The following is a 15,153-nucleotide window of genomic DNA, read 5'->3' on the forward strand; positions in this document are numbered from 1 at the left end:
CGATTTTACATACCCGGACAGGGGCCTGTTGTCTTGCGGATTACCAGGGTTGGCTCCAGGATAATCCGTTTCGGTTCTACCTGAGATTTTGTCATCAGTGAGACCATCAGCTGTGCAGCCTCTTCGCTCATAAGTTCTACGTGCTGGCTCACGGTGGTCAGCTGAATCTGGGAGAGATTGGCGTATTCGATATTGTCAAAGCTTATTATGGACAGCTCCTCCGGTATCTTAATTCCATGGCTGCCGCAGTAATCCATGAAGCCAATGGCCAGAAGGTCATTGGCCAGCAAAAGAGCAGTGGGGCGGCTGTCTGCATCTTTAGCAAAATACTCCTCGGCTGCCTGGTAGCCGGTTTCCAGTCTCCAGTCCTTGTTATAGCTGCAGTACTCTTCCCTGTATTCCAGGTGATAATTGGACAGGGCCTGCCGAAATCCCCGGTACCGGTCATAGGAAGCTGTGGAACTCTGATGATGGCCCGAGATGAAGCCGATCTCCTTATGGCCGAGATTAATCAGGTGACGTGTAGCGATGTATCCGGCCTGGAAGTTATCTGTAACCACCAGGGAGCCATCGTAGTTCGAGGTAATGCGGTTTACCATCAAAAGAGGTATATCCATATTGGTGAGATACTTGTCGGCCGCTTCCGAGTTCACGGTCACAAGGATAATACCCCCGTAGCTGTATTGCTGGGCGATCCTCATGTACTGGGCCTCTTTATCGGGATCATATTCGCTGTTGAAGGTTGTTACAATATATCCCTGCTCTGTGAGATGACGCTGGATGTAAAAGGCCAGATCAGAGTAAAAGGGATTTCTGATGTCTCCCAGGATTAAAGCTACCATATTACTGGTGCCCCGGCTGAGACTTTGGGCGATGGTGTTGGGGTGATAGCCGATCTCATCAACAAAATCCAATATTTTTTCCCGCACGGCCTTGCTGACACCCGGGGAATTATTCATTGCCCTGGAAACTGTGGAGGGGGATACCCCAAGCATTTTTGCCACCTCCGCTATGGTATAAGAATGTTCTTTCATAGTGCACTCCTCATTCTCAATGTTCTGACGCCAATACAAGCTTTATTACATATTATACAGAATCCGGGGGAAAAAGCAATGAAGGCCTCACCCGAAAATAAGAAAACCGCCGCATTCTATGGAAAATGCGGCGGTTTTTACTTAATGACAGGTGAGAGAAAAAAGAATTTCTCTGTAAGTTTCCCGTTTTGACTCAAAATCTTCAGGAGTAGAAGCCAGGCTGGCAATGACAAGACGTTTGGTTACGTCGCAGTAGGTTGTAAGCTGCAGCGACAGTATAGATTCCTCCTTGCCCAGGGTGCGGTATACCGAATGGTTTGCACGGATGGAAGACTCCATGAGATATGCCTTGTGAGGCAGGTCTTCCACAGGGGTCATGGACAGTATCTTAAAACTGTCCTTTTTGTTTTTCTTCTGCTTCTTCTCATATTGGAGCTTTATCTCGTCCATATATTCATCAATAGTGGTTTCCTTTTTCAGCTTGGCCCAGCGCAGGGCCAGAGAGGCCTGATCCGGACAGCTTTTCTCCGCGGAGCGGTCTATCTTGGCAAATCCGTCGTGGAACGCAAAGGTCTTGCTGGGATTAATGTATACCTGCCAGGTATCCGGATGGAGGATGCCTACCTGATATACCTGAAACGGAATTAAATGATAGGTATTGGGGATGACCTCATGAAGGTATTCTTCCCGCGGGGCGGGGGCGAGGCTCGTCTTGTTAAAACCAAACATGTGCAGCGTCCTTTCTTGTTATGTATTATCTTTTATCTGGCATCAGCGGCTTTCGCATTAACAGAGGCAATCGTAGCGTCTGTCAGTGAGGTAAGCTCTGCGCCGGAGTAGATAATGGAGTCAATTCTCTTATGGTATTTTGCAACAATTTCTTCGGGTACTGTTGTGAACATACTGACAGCTACCAGAAGGATGGTGTTTACCACCAAAGCCCAGATGAGTGCGGAAAAGCCTAATGGGGGAGCGATAAAGAAGGTAAATATAATAGCAACAATCAGACCTGAGACAGTGCCTGCGATTGCTCCCTCTTTGGTGGCTTTCTTCCAGAACAGCCCGAATACGGTGGCCGGAAGAATCTGGGCAAAAAATGGTGACGAAAGTTTATAGGCATAATCCGTGATCGACGCAGGTTTAATGGCAACAATTACAAGAGTAACTACCATGAGAACCAGAAGTACAATTCTGCCGAACTTTACCACCTGTTTTGGATCTGAGGTACGGCCCTTCAGCTCATACACATGATGCAGATAAATATCCCTGGATGCCATAGCGCTGGCAGACAATAATAAGGAGTCTGCAGTGGATACGCCGAATGCGAACAGGCAGAGCAGTGAGATAAAAGCAATAAAGGGCGGTGCGTACTGAGTGGATAAAACAGCAACGATGTTGTCAGGCTGTGCAAATCCTTTTCCCAGAATGGCAGGTGCCAGGATGGCCCCGATGATAACAATGGGGGAGTACACAAGTACATAAGAAATCGGCATCATCCAGGACATCTGACGGAAGTTCTCTTTGCTGGAGGCCACGAAGGTACGCATAAAAATATGAGGCCAGACAACGGTGGCAATGGCGCCGGTTAAGGCGTTGCCCAGCATTCCCTTCCAGTTGAAGGTACCGTTGGGACCGGGGCAGGACAGAATATCATAGGTACCATTCTGCTGCATGATGGCAACCGCCTCCGCGAATCCCCCGTTGGGGAAGTAGGTCATAGTGAGATATACAATTAAAGTAATCAGAGTGCCGAATCCCAGCACCATATGAAACGTATCCATCCAGGCAACAGATCCCATACCGCCGCCGATAATATGTAAGGATACTACAATTGTGCCAACGGCCACCGCCACAACGTAGGGTACCATTCCCTCTGTGGTGACAACGACTGCATCCCCGATGGCGATCAGCTGCATGGCAACATAGGGAACGATAAAAAGAACAAGAACGATGGAGATAAATAAGCCAAACCCATCGGAATAGTATCTGGAACGAAGGTAGTCTACTGGTGTGGTAAATCCATATTCCTTCCCTAAAAGCCAGAGACGGTAGCCCAGAATTACAAATAAGAGTCCGGCTACCATACCGCCGGTATTTGAATAAAAGCCGATTCCGTCTTTATAAATGCCTGAGGGTGCACCGTAGAAGGCAAGGGCACTGAAAACGGAAATGGATGTGGTGCACAGAAGCACAAAGGGATTCAGGCCCCTGTCGGCTGTAAAAAACTTTTCAGATGATTCACTTGTGGATTTAAAGGAGCGAAAGCCATGCCAGACGATAAACACGGCATAGACTAGAATTCCTAAACTGATAAAGATTGCTGGTTTCATAATATTCCTCCCGAATCTCTTATGAAAGAGTTAGTATCAATAGATTATTTTAAATCTTTCTGTGTCTTGAAAAAGGCATTAAAGTATATTCCCCAGACGATTGCCGCAGGTACTGGCAGAAACAGAAGAATTCCCAGCTGCAGCGGCAGCCATCCGAACAAAATCGGGTTGGGGAGAACTGTCACAACAATGTAATCGAAAAAGAAATAAATGATATTAAAGATTACAAATGCAATTTTCACTCCTTTTTTCATAAACGTTCCACTCCTTTCTTCATAAATTTTCCTGGATATATTTTAATACAGGGAATCGATAACGAGAAAATCGAAAATAAATACGCAATCGATTTCTCTTTTTCGGTAACCAAATAATAGCACATGAACCATGAAAATACAATGGGGTTTGTGGCAAAAATAAACAAATTGGTATATGAATATAAAAAATGAGTAAATAAATTGTAAAAAATGGACAAAAATAGAGGAAATAACAGGTGGGGTCCTAAAAAATTGCATTATAATAGAAGAATATAAAAAATGCACAAACGGAAGGGGTTTAATATGTGAATGTTATACATTGACGATAAAAAAATCATTTGCTATGATACATAAAAGAGAAATCGGTTGCGTAAGTGCAACCTTTGCGGAGGATAAGCAGTATGAAGGACGGCTATGAACTATGGAAGGGTAGATGCCCCGGAGGGATGGAAAGAAAAACCTTGGGGGAAAAGACAATTGAAACGTTTCCGGGCCTTATGGATAATCTGTACCAGGCCCTGAGACACACAGCAGAAAGATTTCCCCAAAGGCCGGCAGTTACCGATAATTACGGAAAAACCAGCAGTTATGCGCAGCTATTGGAACAGACGGAAATACTGGCAGAGTTTTTGGGGAAGGAAAAGCAGATAGGCGAGGGCACGCATGTGGGGCTTATACTGTATAACAGCGTGGAATTCTGCACGGCATTTCTGGCCCTGCAAAAGCTGAGGGCTGTTGCCGTTCCTCTGCCGGGAAAGTTCAGGAAATCCGAAGTGCTGCCTCTGGCCTGCAGAGCGGAAGCAGAATATATAATCTGCGACGAGGCATACGCAGACTGGTTCCCTGAAATCTATCCCAGAGAAAAGATGGTGGTAGTGACTGACGCCGAAAAGGGGTGGGGATACAGCGATGAATACAGGGCAGCCGGTTTTAATGTAAAAACCAGCGGCCGGGATCCATACCCGGGCGGCGGGTGGGAGAAGCCTGCAATTATTATGTTTACTTCGGGGACCACTTCCAAGTCCAAAGGAGTGCTGTTAAAAAACTATAATATCATGCACGCGGTTGAGGTGTACAGAAGAACCCTGGGAATTACGGAGAGGGATGTGTCGGTGATTGCAACCCCAATCTATCATATCACCGGATTGGTAGCCCTTCTGGGACTGTTTGTCTATACCGGAGGACATCTCTATCTCCACAAGTTTTTTGACGGAGCGCGCATTGTGGAGGAGGCCAGAAGGTATGGCTTCACGTTTATTCACGCCTCCCCTACAGCCTTTAATCTGATCATACAGTCAGGGGAAGGGACGCCCTCCATAGAAAGTCTTCGTTCTTTTGCCTGCGGGAGCAGCAATATGCCGAAGGATAAACTGCGCAGACTGCACCGATGGCTGCCAAAGTCCAGCTTTCATACGGTGTATGGCCTCACGGAGACCACATCTCCCGGAACGGTTTTTCCCGAAGATGCTGCTTCCAGTCCGTATATCGGCTCCTCGGGACTGCCTGTACCCGGTACGCGGTTTAAGATTACAGATGAGAATGGCAAAGAGCTGGAGGATGGCCAGGTAGGGGAAATCTGCATATCCGGTACGCTGGTGCCGGACGGCTACTATAAGCAGACCTCTGATACGCTCCGGGACGGATGGCTCAGGACCGGCGACCTGGGATACTTTAACCGGGACGGCTATTTGTTCGTGGTTGACCGGATCAAAAACATGATAAACCGGGGCGGAGAAAAGATCTGGTGCTTTGATGTGGAGAATGAGCTGGAAATGATGGATGGAATACAGGATGCCGCTGTGACAGGGATTCCGGATGACCTCTACGGGGAGGTGGCTGCCGCTGTGGTCTGCCTGGAACCGGGGAGCGGCCTGAAACAGGAATCCATTCAGCAGTATCTGGGGGAGAGAATCGCCAGATATAAAGTTCCGGTAAAAATAAAAATTGTTGATAAGGTTCCCCAGACACCCAATGGGAAAACCGATAAGATTGCCATCAGGAAAATGTTAATGGAGGAGTAAAGAATGTTGAAAGCTAAGTTTATTACCGCAGAAGAAGCGGCCGGATATCTGAAAGACGGTATGACCCTGTGTCCGGTGGGGATGACGCTGGTGAGCGCGTGCGAATCTATTTTAAAAGGGATTGAGGCTTCCTTTCTGGAAACCGGACACCCCTCTAATCTGACGCTGCTTCACTCCTGCGGGCAGAGCGACCGGAAGGATGGGATACAGCATCTTGCCCATGAGGGTCTTGTGAAGAGAATTATTGGTTCCCACTGGGGTCTGCAGCCCCGGTGGATGGAGATGATTGCCAACAGCCAGGTGGAGGCATACTGCCTGCCCCAGGGACAGATTGCCCAGCTATACAGAAGTATGGCCTGCGGTCTGCCGGGAAAAATGTCAAAAGTAGGGCTCGGTACCTTTGTAGATCCCAGATATGAGGGGGGCAAGATGAATGACCGGACCAAAAAGCTGGATGACATCGTGGAAATTATGGATGTACACGGAGAGGAATATATGTTTTACCGGGAGATACCTATCGATGCATGCCTCATAAGAGGCACGGAATGCGATGAGATGGGGAATCTGACGACTACGGAGGAGGCCATGAAGCTGGAAGTCCTTCCCGCAGTCCTTGCGGCTAAGAGGTACGGAGGAAAAGTAATCGCCCAGGTAAAGCGGGTGGTGCAGACAGGGACGCTGAACCCTAAGGACGTTACGGTGCCGGGCGTTTTTATTGACGGGATCGTGGTGTGTGAAAATCCAGAGCAGGATCACCGGCAGACTTCATCCTGGGTGTTTGACCCTTCCTACAGCGGACAGGCCAGGGTTCCTCAGAATGCCATAGAGCCTCTCCCATTAAATGTAAGAAAGTTTATCGGCAGGAGGGCTGTACAGGAGGTATATGCCGGATGCGTGGTAAATCTGGGTACGGGGATACCCAACGACGTAATAGGGAATATCAGCAATGAAGAAGGGATCAATAACGATATTATGATTACCGTAGAATCCGGTATCTACGGCGGAGTACAGGCCGGAGGAATAGACTTCGGCATCGGCCGGAATCTGTATGCCATGATAGGCCACCATGAGCAGATGGACTACTACAACGGAGCCGGCGTTGACATTACCTTTATGGGATTTGGGGAGCTGGATGGAGAAGGGAATATTAACGCCACAAAAATGGGGCCCAGGTGTACTGGATGCGGCGGTTTTATAGATATCACCCAGAATGCCAAGAAAGTGGTGTTCTGCGGTACCTTTACAGCAGGCGGGTGCGAATTTTCCTTTGAAAATCAAAGACTGACCATAGTAAAGGAAGGAAGGATCCGGAAAATGGTAGGCCGGGCAGCCCAATATTCCTTTAACGGGAAACTGGCCAGAGAAAAGAGTCAGGAAGTGTATGTGGTAACTGAGCGTGCGGTATTCAAGCTTGTGCCGGAAGGGGTAATGCTGACGGAGATAGCTCCCGGCATTGACTTAAAAACCCAGGTACTGGATTTGATGGATTTTGCCCCTATAATAAGCAGCGAGCTGGCTCCCATGGACGTGCGGCTGTTTAACCAGGGACCTATGAATATGAAACTGTAAAAAGAGAGGAGAAACAAGATGAGATTAGAAGGAAAAACAGCTATTGTAACAGGCGCAGGCAGAGGATTGGGAAAGGGAATTGCCCTTAAACTGGCACAAGAGGGGGCCAGTGTAATGATCTGTGACATGGTGGAGGAAAATGCCCAAAGCGTGGTTAAGGAAATTGAGGCGTCCGGAGGAAAAGCCTCTTACCAAATCTGCAACGTAGCGGTCCTGGATGAGGTAAACGCGTTATTTGAGAAGACACTGAGCACATACGGGAAGGTAGATATTCTGGTGAATAATGCCGGGATCAACCGGGATTCCATGCTGCACAAGATGTCTGTGGAACAGTGGGATCAGGTAATTGCCGTGAACCTTACAGGGACTTTTTATATGACGCAGGCAGCCGCAAAGCTGATGCGGGAACAGGAGAGCGGCGCCATTATTAATATCTCTTCCGCCAGCTGGCTGGGTAATGTGGGACAGGCTAATTATGCGGCCTCTAAGGCAGGCGTGGTTGGACTGACAAAGACAGCGGCCAGAGAACTGGCAAAAAAAGGAGTAACCTGCAATGCCATTTGTCCGGGCTTTATAGAGACAGATATGACCAGAGGCGTTCCGGAAAAGGTGTGGGACATTATGGTTGGAAAAATTCCCATGGGCCGCGCAGGCAAGCCTTCGGATGTTGCGAATATGGTAGCTTTTCTGGCTTCAGAGGAAGCAGACTATATTACCGGAGAGGTCATTAATGTGGGAGGCGGCATGGTGCTGTAAAAAAGGGGCAGAGGACCCAAAAGAAAGGATGAGAGGAAATGGAACAGAATAAAGTAGCTGTAATCGGTGCCGGACTTATGGGCAGAGGCATCGCCCAGACCTGTGCGCAGGCAGGATATGAGGTAGTAAATGTGGATGTCTTTCCAGGTGCCCTGGAAAAGGCAGAGGATAATCTGAACACTCTGTTTGACAAAAAAGTGCAGAAAGGGAAGATGACGGAAGAGGAAAAATGTGAAATCCTGGGAAGAATATCCTACAGCAGCACATACGAAGATGTGAAAGGCGCGTATCTGATTGTGGAGGCAGTTCCTGAAAAAATTGATATAAAAAAGGAAACCTTTGCAAACCTGGATCAATATGCAGATGAGGAAACCATCCTCGTTTCCAACACCTCAGGCCTAAGTATTTCAGAGATCGCCGCCGCCACAAAAAGGCCGCACAAGGTAATGGGCGTCCATTTCTTCTATCCGGCACCTGTAATGAAGCTGGCAGAGCTTATCCGGGGGCTTGCCACCTCCGACGACACCTACCGCACGGTGCGTGAATTTACAGGGCGCATAAAAAAGACCATAGTAGATGCCCCTGAATTCCCGGGCTTTATGGTAAACAGGATTCTGGTTCCTATGCAGAATGAGGCGGCATTTATGGTAATGGAAGGCTGCAGACCGGAGGATGTGGACAATGCCATGAAGCTGGGGGCAAACCACCCCATGGGTCCTCTGGAGCTGACGGACTTTGTAGGGGTGGATGTGATGCTGGCAACCATGACGGGTTTGTACGAAGGATTCCATGACAGTAAATACAGGCCCTGTCCCCTGCTGGAGACTATGGTGAAAGCCGGTCATCTGGGACGCAAGAGCGGCCGGGGATTCTACAAATATGAGTAAACAGCAGATGATCTGATAAAATGAGGAGGAAAGTAATATGAAAGAAGTTGTAGCAGTAAGCGGTGTTAGGCTCCCGGTGGGGGCTTTTGGGGGAAGCCTGAAGGACATTTCCGCTATCGATATGGGAGCCATGGTGGTAAAAGAGGCAGTAAAACGTGCGGGAATTGCACCGGAAAAGGTGGACGAAGTCATCATCGGACAGGTAGGGCAAATCGCAGAGAATGGATTTGTAGCCAGGGCCATCAGCCTCAAGGCAGGTCTTCCCAATGAGACTACAGCATACTCTGTAAACCGGCAATGCGGATCCGGGCTTCAGGCCATTGCGGACGCTGTGATGGAGATTCAGACCGGGTATGCTGACGTAGTAGTGGCCGGGGGGGCGGAAAACATATCCCAGCTGCCTTATTATGTGAAGGACGCAAGGTGGGGAGCCAGAATGGGGCACAAAGTTTTTGAGGACGGGGTGATTGATATTCTCACATGGCCGTTAGGACCTTACCACAACGGCGTAACGGCGGAAAACGTAGCCAGGGAGTACCATGTGTCCAGAGAGGAGCAGGATGCCTTTGCCCTGGAAAGCCACAGAAGGGCAGTACAGGCAATCAAAGACGGAAAATTCAGGGATGAGATTCTCCCTGTGGAGTTAAAGGATCGGAAAGGAAATGTCACTGTGTTCGACACCGACGAGGGTCCCAGAGACGGACAGACCATCGAAAAGCTGCAAAAGCTCAGACCCTGCTTTGTAAAGGATGGGACGGTTACCGCAGGGAATGCCTCCAGCCTGAATGACGGGGCAGCTGCGGTGGTTCTTATGAGCCGGGAGAAGGCAGAGGAATTGGGAATAAAGCCGGTGCTTACCATCAGAGGATATGCGGTGGCCGGCAATGACGGGGCGCTTATGGGCTATGCGCCTAAGCTGTCCAGCGAAAAGCTGGCCGGAAAACTGGGATTAGATTTACAGGCCATAGACATGTTTGAGATTAATGAAGCCTTTGCCAGCCAGGCAGTGGCGGTATCCAGAGATCTTGGCCTGGATATGGAGAAAGTAAATATATGCGGAGGGGGAATCTCCATCGGTCATCCCATTGGGGCTACGGGCGCCGTGCTTACAGTTAAGGTAATGTATGAGCTGGCGCGTACAGATAAGAGAGATGCAATGATCAGCATGTGCATCGGCGGAGGCCAGGGAATCTCTATGTATTTTACAAAGTGTGAATAGAACAGCAGGAAAAACCGGATATCAGTCCGGTTTTTCTGCTGTCTGAACGAAGGGCTCAGACAACGGCGGCTTTCCGCATTTTCTTAGGCATTCTTCGTTTTTGCAGGTGCTGCAGTCATGAACTGCGGCAAAGCAATCCTGATTGTGGGTTAGCTCCAGAATATAGCCCATACTCCTGGGGGGATGAAAGACATAGCTGTCGCTTACAGTAACTCCTGTATGCTGGTTTTTTTCTATTTTCTTTAGGATGATCTGCTGTGCTTTCCAGGGCAGCTGGCCGGGAGCTTCTAAACGCCTTTTGATTCCCACCTCCCTTCTTCTGCACTCTGCCTTTACTGCAGCAGCTACGGCCTCATCCATAGAGAAGAGCAGCTCTTCGGCGGCTTTATCTGCCAGCAGTCCTTTCAGGAGGGTGTCCTTTGCACAGGAGACAACATAAGGTTCTGCCTCCCTGCCCAGGGTGAGCAGACAGTACCAGTGAGCTTTGCCAAAGTAGATCCATGCACAGGGGGACACGGCTTTTCGCAGACCCTGTACGATTTCGGGATACATTTTTTCTGCCTTTCGGTACGACGGCCTTCCGGGATAACACTCTGCTGTTTGAAAGATGCGCTCCTTCTTTAAGATAAAATCAAATGCAGTTATAGTTCTTAGTATTTCCACTCTTATTCCCCCGGTTTCTGTCCTGCTGTAGTTATATCTACTTAAATACTACGGTATAAATCTGCACCATCATGATGACGGTCAGTACCATATAAAACATGCGCCGTACCGTCTTCTGACTGATTAAATCCGTAACCTTCCGCCCGATTAGGCCGCCGCAGATCCCTGCAGGAACACAGTAGAGAACCAGAGAGAGATCTGCGTATCCGCTCATGGTATAGCGTACCATAGAACCGGAAGTTGTGAGAAGGGTTATTAAGATACTCTGTATCGCGGCTTCCTTTGGCTCCAAATCCAGGAACACCAGAAGCACAGTCATTAAAAACGGCCCGCCCCCTATACCGAAAAAGCTGGAAAGCATACCGCAGCTCATACCGAGAAGCACCTTGAGGAGAGGATTCTCCACGGCCTTCATCTTTACTCTCTCCCGAACAATTACAGATACCAGCATGACAAGAATTGCAGCCAAATACGCTTTGTTTACAGTATCTGCAGGGACATATGCCATCATAGAAGCGCCTACAAAGCTGCCGGCAATCCCTCCGAAGCCCATATAGACAATATTATTCAGTTTTACTTTATTGCCCTGTGCCTTATAGGTAATTAGATTTGTAGCTGCCATTGCAAGGACGGTAAAGGATGAGGTGAAGGAGGCCAGACCTTTTGAGACATCAAAGAGATTCAGCAGGGGCCGCAGGATCATACCTCCCCCCACACCTACAACTGTACCGATGGCAGTGGCTGCCAAAGCTAATATGAAGTAAACCATGGACTCCCCTCTTCCTTAAAATAGCTTCATGCTTTTGCAGAACTGGTAAGCTCCCATAACAATCAGCATGGTATACACAAGAATAGACACAATTTTTTTGTCGAATTTCTTAAACAGATACAGGCCTGCGATGCTGCTGATGATAACGGCAACGGCCCCGGGTATCAGGTATTTTACTGTCTCAATGGTATAGGATCCTGACATAAATTTGAGGATAGTGGTCCATCCGTATATCATAAAGAAGTTAAATTCGATACAGGCTTTGTATTGAAGGGGAGAGTCCGCCGCTGCATTATAGTAGATTACCAGAGGCGGTCCACCTATGTTCAGCAGTCCTGTAAAAACGCCGGCTATAAATCCCGCGATCCCTCCGTTAACATAGGTAGGCTTGATCTTAATGCTTCTCTTCATGGTAGCAAAGAAATAAATGCCTACAATTACAAGGAATATGCCCAATACCAGCTGCATCGTGGTGACTGTTGTAAATGTCATAATCCACGCGCCGATCGCTGTGCTGATAAAGGATACCACAAGGGGTACAATACTCATTTTCCAGTTGATATTTTTATGGAGCTTAATGGTCATCTGGGTACCAATAATTGTGAGCATAGCCGGGGTCAGTGCCGATGCTTCCGGAAAGGTAATAACCAGGGGAAGAAAGGACATCCACACCATAGCGGATCCAAAGCCTGTGATACCCTGGACAAACGCTCCGGCAAAAGAAATAACAAATACCATAATATAAGTAAACATAATCATTTCACCTCCCAAGGTCTGATTATATTAGATTTGCTACAGCACTTTGTACATGGGGTGTTCTTTTGTCAGGGGACAGATTCCCCCGGAGCGCTTCCCGTAGACGTGGAATGCGTTTACTGCCGCAACAGAGGGCATAACCCAGCGGCATCCGTCTATGGGACCGATAAATAGAAAATTACATCCGTTTGCTGCCAGATAGGAGTTAACTGATGCATCCACGGCTCTGAACTGTTCAGTGCTGATGATTTCCTTGTTTCTTAGCCAGGGGCTGGCGTAGGTGGCGTTGGACGGCGCCGTACCTACCGGAATCCCCAGTTCCTCTTTGATCACTCTGGCGGCATAGGGGATGGTCCCCATATTAGAGAGATCCAGCGCGGGAATATCTACCATAATCTTGGTCATTCCTGCCCGGGCCGCTTTGTCCAGGAAGCCCTCCTTTCCTCCTTTGCCAGTGAGTACCTTATATGGTCCGTCAGCTTTCTTGCTGCCGGGATTGTAAGCCTGAATGACAGACGCCTGAATGGGAAGCCGGGCCAGAACGTCCAGCTCCTCTGAGGTGCTGAAGCCATTAATGGAGTTATAGACGATTCCGTCCAGCATTCCCCTGCGGTTAAGCTCCTGAAGCGCTGCAATCCGTACCTCAGGCAGAGTAGCATTTAATAAAATCGGGGCATCAGTAATACCTTTTAAAAATGTAATATACCGGATCAGGGCTTCAGGGGTATTGCCGATGACGTCAAGCATGTACTTTACCCCCATCTGTTCGGATAGTGTATTGCAGGTTTTTATCAGCGCACCTGCCTTTTCCTCGTCAAAGCTTCCGGTCTGGGGATCCTTTACAATCCGGTGGTTCATATAAAATATACTGCCGATGAGTACCGTGGGGATTTCCCCGTAATCGCCCCCGATCCTTACGTTGCCTATTGTAAAATCCTTTTCAAAACAGTCATATATTTTTTTTTGCTCCATAAAAGTTAACCTCCGCTTGGCGCCGGGCATTCAGGCTGACCCGTTCCGCTTAACATTTTCCGTATTTTTTCATAGCGTTCATCCAGGCTTTTACCAGCTCCGGCTTTGAGGTGTCGTTAAGCATATTGGGTCCCATCAGGAAATAACCTTCATATCCCCTGGCGTATGTATCGATATATTCTTTTACCAGGGCATCCATCTCATCTTCGGTCAGGTTAGCGAAGGCGGCGGGCGCTATTCCGAACCACAGGCATGCCCCGTAAGCCTTCAGGATATCCAGAATTTTTCTGATATCACAGTTTAATGCCCAGGGCGTTGCCACATGAAATACGGTATTGCCGGCTTCACAGGATTCAGTAACAAATTTCTCTATATCCGCGACCTCATCAATGCCGGACTGGGAATGCCATCTTACCCCGGGCGGAGTCATGCAGGCCAACGCCTTCTGGATCTTCATATAGGCAGGCATAAATAAGTCGTTGTATTGTTCAGGACTGCACAGGGACGGAGATCCGGTGGCATCTGCCATGGAGATTCCCACGGCGCCCCGATCCAAAAGTGCCTTTCCTATGGTTATCGTCACATCAGCACAGTAGTCCAGCAATTCCCGGACAAAGTCAGGCCGTCTTTTCATGTCGACTACAAACTTGCTGGCGCCTCTCAGGCAGCAGGCAAGAGAGATTGGACCGCTTAAATGGCCGATAACAGGATAAATATCCCCGATCTTCTCTCTCAGCAGCGCTACGGTATTGAGAACCACGGGAAGCCTTCCGTCTGTTTCCGGGTTAATTGCTTTCAGGAGCTTAAGATCCTCGGGTTTTTTCAGCACGGCAGCCCTTGGAACTGAGACTGCGTCCTCGATCATATCAATGTCCACACCCATGATTTCAGGTGTGACAGAGTAGAGATCCACGTTCGTCCATATGGTGTCAAAGCCGAATTCCACTAACCCGGCAAGCATAGATTCACATTCTTTCAGATAGTCGGTCTCCAGATCACGGACCTTATAGTTTACTAAATATCTGGGGTATTCCCTGTAAAATGCCCAGGCCATAAGGCGGTCAGGCTTTGCGTGGTGGACGTTTACGCAATTGAATCTTTCCAGGGGTGTCATCCGTTCCCCTGAATTTTTTACCTGTTCATGCAGCTGTGCGGCCAGCCTGTCAATTCTTTCATTTGATTTCATAATTTTGAACTCCTTCCCCGGGCTATGCCTGTAAATCATCCATTAAACGGTTGCACACCCGAATGCACTCATTTCCATTTTTCGACCATGCATCCGCCAGTACCTGAGCTGCAGTTTCGGGATTCGTGGAAGCCCCTCCGATGGTGATTTTAACCTTACCTCTCAGTCCCTCAGCTTCCAGCTTTTCTGCAGTTTCCTTCATATACTTCGTAGTCTGCAGCATGGGATTGGACATGGCGAGGATATCGGCATTGACTTCTTTTACTTTGCTGATGAAGGTATCCGGGGATACATTGGTACCTAAGTCATATACTTTGTAGCCCGCACCGCTCAGCATAGCCGCAACTATATTCTTTCCGATTTCCTGGCTGCATTCCTTTACAACCCCAATTACTATGGTTCCTTTGTCCTCTCCGTCTTTTTGCTCCAACAGGGGTTTTAAAATATCCAGCGCTTCTGTCATGGCGTCCGCAGAAGCGGCCAGATCCGGAACAAAATACTCTTTCTGGTCATACTTGTCTGAGACTATCTGCATACCCACAACCAGAGCCTTGTCAATAATATCCGCAGCCGGAATTCCCGCATCCAGCGCTTCCTGGACAAGCTCTGCAGCATCGTCCCCTTCCCCGTCCACAATCACGTCAATGATAGGCTGAAAATCAAAATCGCACATAAAATACCTCCTTTGGTTCACTTTTTACGGGTTACTTATTTAAAATATAGCGCTATAAATAAAC

Annotated in this window: 15 protein-coding genes; 5 read left to right on the forward strand and 10 right to left on the reverse strand. The window is 48.4% G+C overall.

What is annotated here, in order from left to right; translation table 11 throughout:
- Nucleotides 1–5: 5 nt before the first annotated feature.
- From GKG41_RS04960 to GKG41_RS04975, 4 genes are all read right to left on the reverse strand, one after another.
- Nucleotides 6–1,034: a LacI family DNA-binding transcriptional regulator gene (locus GKG41_RS04960; RefSeq protein ID WP_154257464.1), complete on the reverse strand. Its 1,029-nt coding sequence runs from the start codon at nt 1,032–1,034 to the stop codon at nt 6–8.
- 141 nt (nt 1,035–1,175) lie between these two features.
- Nucleotides 1,176–1,763 carry a hypothetical protein gene (locus GKG41_RS04965; protein ID WP_072852305.1) on the reverse strand — a complete coding sequence of 196 codons (588 nt, stop codon included), beginning with the start codon at nt 1,761–1,763 and terminating at the stop codon, nt 1,176–1,178.
- 32 nt (nt 1,764–1,795) lie between these two features.
- Nucleotides 1,796–3,364, reverse strand: coding sequence for a sodium:solute symporter family protein (locus GKG41_RS04970; protein ID WP_154257465.1), 1,569 nt, complete (start codon nt 3,362–3,364; stop codon nt 1,796–1,798).
- Between the two features lie 44 nt (nt 3,365–3,408).
- Nucleotides 3,409–3,618: a hypothetical protein gene (locus GKG41_RS04975; protein ID WP_154257466.1), complete on the reverse strand. Its 210-nt coding sequence runs from the start codon at nt 3,616–3,618 to the stop codon at nt 3,409–3,411.
- Between the two features lie 401 nt (nt 3,619–4,019).
- On the opposite strand from GKG41_RS04975, the gene GKG41_RS04980 reads away from it, so the two are divergent.
- Genes GKG41_RS04980 through GKG41_RS05000 form a run of 5 tightly spaced genes read left to right on the forward strand, consistent with a single transcriptional unit; the run spans nt 4,020 to nt 10,070 of the window.
- Entirely contained in the window at nt 4,020–5,639 is a 1,620-nt protein-coding gene (locus GKG41_RS04980) for a class I adenylate-forming enzyme family protein (protein WP_154257467.1), read from the forward strand.
- Between the two features lie 3 nt (nt 5,640–5,642).
- Nucleotides 5,643–7,208: a CoA-transferase gene (locus GKG41_RS04985; protein ID WP_154257468.1), complete on the forward strand. Its 1,566-nt coding sequence runs from the start codon at nt 5,643–5,645 to the stop codon at nt 7,206–7,208.
- An 18-nt stretch (nt 7,209–7,226) separates the two neighbouring features.
- Complete coding sequence (fabG, locus tag GKG41_RS04990; protein ID WP_154257469.1) at nt 7,227–7,964, forward strand: 3-oxoacyl-ACP reductase FabG; 738 nt, start codon at nt 7,227–7,229, stop codon at nt 7,962–7,964.
- Nucleotides 7,965–8,002: 38 nt separating this feature from the next.
- Nucleotides 8,003–8,851, forward strand: a complete 849-nt coding sequence (locus tag GKG41_RS04995; RefSeq protein ID WP_154257470.1) for a 3-hydroxyacyl-CoA dehydrogenase NAD-binding domain-containing protein — start codon at nt 8,003–8,005, stop codon at nt 8,849–8,851.
- A gap of 37 nt (nt 8,852–8,888) precedes the next feature.
- Nucleotides 8,889–10,070: a thiolase family protein gene (locus tag GKG41_RS05000; RefSeq protein WP_154257471.1), complete on the forward strand. Its 1,182-nt coding sequence runs from the start codon at nt 8,889–8,891 to the stop codon at nt 10,068–10,070.
- Between the two features lie 21 nt (nt 10,071–10,091).
- Here GKG41_RS05000 and GKG41_RS05005 read toward each other — a convergent pair whose 3' ends face one another.
- The 6 genes from GKG41_RS05005 to GKG41_RS05030 are packed head-to-tail and all read right to left on the reverse strand — an operon-like array spanning nt 10,092 to nt 15,089.
- Nucleotides 10,092–10,733, reverse strand: a complete 642-nt coding sequence (locus tag GKG41_RS05005; RefSeq protein WP_154257472.1) for a hypothetical protein — start codon at nt 10,731–10,733, stop codon at nt 10,092–10,094.
- Between the two features lie 37 nt (nt 10,734–10,770).
- Nucleotides 10,771–11,502: a sulfite exporter TauE/SafE family protein gene (locus tag GKG41_RS05010; RefSeq protein WP_154257473.1), complete on the reverse strand. Its 732-nt coding sequence runs from the start codon at nt 11,500–11,502 to the stop codon at nt 10,771–10,773.
- A gap of 15 nt (nt 11,503–11,517) precedes the next feature.
- Nucleotides 11,518–12,255: a sulfite exporter TauE/SafE family protein gene (locus tag GKG41_RS05015; protein WP_173015515.1), complete on the reverse strand. Its 738-nt coding sequence runs from the start codon at nt 12,253–12,255 to the stop codon at nt 11,518–11,520.
- Between the two features lie 39 nt (nt 12,256–12,294).
- On the reverse strand, nt 12,295–13,230 hold the full coding sequence (locus tag GKG41_RS05020; protein WP_173015516.1) for a hypothetical protein: 936 nt from the start codon (nt 13,228–13,230) through the stop codon (nt 12,295–12,297).
- 49 nt (nt 13,231–13,279) lie between these two features.
- A complete protein-coding gene (locus GKG41_RS05025; RefSeq protein WP_173015517.1) occupies nt 13,280–14,416 on the reverse strand; it encodes a uroporphyrinogen decarboxylase family protein in 1,137 nt (378 codons plus the stop codon).
- A gap of 22 nt (nt 14,417–14,438) precedes the next feature.
- On the reverse strand, nt 14,439–15,089 hold the full coding sequence (locus tag GKG41_RS05030; RefSeq protein ID WP_154257477.1) for a corrinoid protein: 651 nt from the start codon (nt 15,087–15,089) through the stop codon (nt 14,439–14,441).
- Nucleotides 15,090–15,153: the final 64 nt, after the last annotated feature.

The sequence above is a fragment of the Lactonifactor sp. BIOML-A5 genome, from assembly GCF_009677585.1.
In the GTDB taxonomy this organism is placed as follows: Bacteria; Bacillota; Clostridia; order Lachnospirales; family Lachnospiraceae; genus Lactonifactor.

Coding starts and splice junctions, on each gene's coding strand:
- GKG41_RS05020 (WP_173015516.1), bottom strand. CDS start 13,230: ATGGAGCAAAAAAAAATATATGACTGTTTTGAAAAGGATTTTACAATA.
- GKG41_RS04980 (WP_154257467.1), top strand. CDS start 4,020: ATGAAGGACGGCTATGAACTATGGAAGGGTAGATGCCCCGGAGGGATG.
- GKG41_RS04995 (WP_154257470.1), top strand. CDS start 8,003: ATGGAACAGAATAAAGTAGCTGTAATCGGTGCCGGACTTATGGGCAGA.
- GKG41_RS05010 (WP_154257473.1), bottom strand. CDS start 11,502: ATGGTTTACTTCATATTAGCTTTGGCAGCCACTGCCATCGGTACAGTT.
- GKG41_RS04960 (WP_154257464.1), bottom strand. CDS start 1,034: ATGAAAGAACATTCTTATACCATAGCGGAGGTGGCAAAAATGCTTGGG.
- GKG41_RS04965 (WP_072852305.1), bottom strand. CDS start 1,763: ATGTTTGGTTTTAACAAGACGAGCCTCGCCCCCGCCCCGCGGGAAGAA.
- GKG41_RS05030 (WP_154257477.1), bottom strand. CDS start 15,089: ATGTGCGATTTTGATTTTCAGCCTATCATTGACGTGATTGTGGACGGG.
- GKG41_RS04970 (WP_154257465.1), bottom strand. CDS start 3,364: ATGAAACCAGCAATCTTTATCAGTTTAGGAATTCTAGTCTATGCCGTG.
- GKG41_RS05025 (WP_173015517.1), bottom strand. CDS start 14,416: ATGAAATCAAATGAAAGAATTGACAGGCTGGCCGCACAGCTGCATGAA.
- GKG41_RS05015 (WP_173015515.1), bottom strand. CDS start 12,255: ATGTTTACTTATATTATGGTATTTGTTATTTCTTTTGCCGGAGCGTTT.
- GKG41_RS05000 (WP_154257471.1), top strand. CDS start 8,889: ATGAAAGAAGTTGTAGCAGTAAGCGGTGTTAGGCTCCCGGTGGGGGCT.
- fabG (WP_154257469.1), top strand. CDS start 7,227: ATGAGATTAGAAGGAAAAACAGCTATTGTAACAGGCGCAGGCAGAGGA.
- GKG41_RS04975 (WP_154257466.1), bottom strand. CDS start 3,618: ATGAAAAAAGGAGTGAAAATTGCATTTGTAATCTTTAATATCATTTAT.
- GKG41_RS04985 (WP_154257468.1), top strand. CDS start 5,643: ATGTTGAAAGCTAAGTTTATTACCGCAGAAGAAGCGGCCGGATATCTG.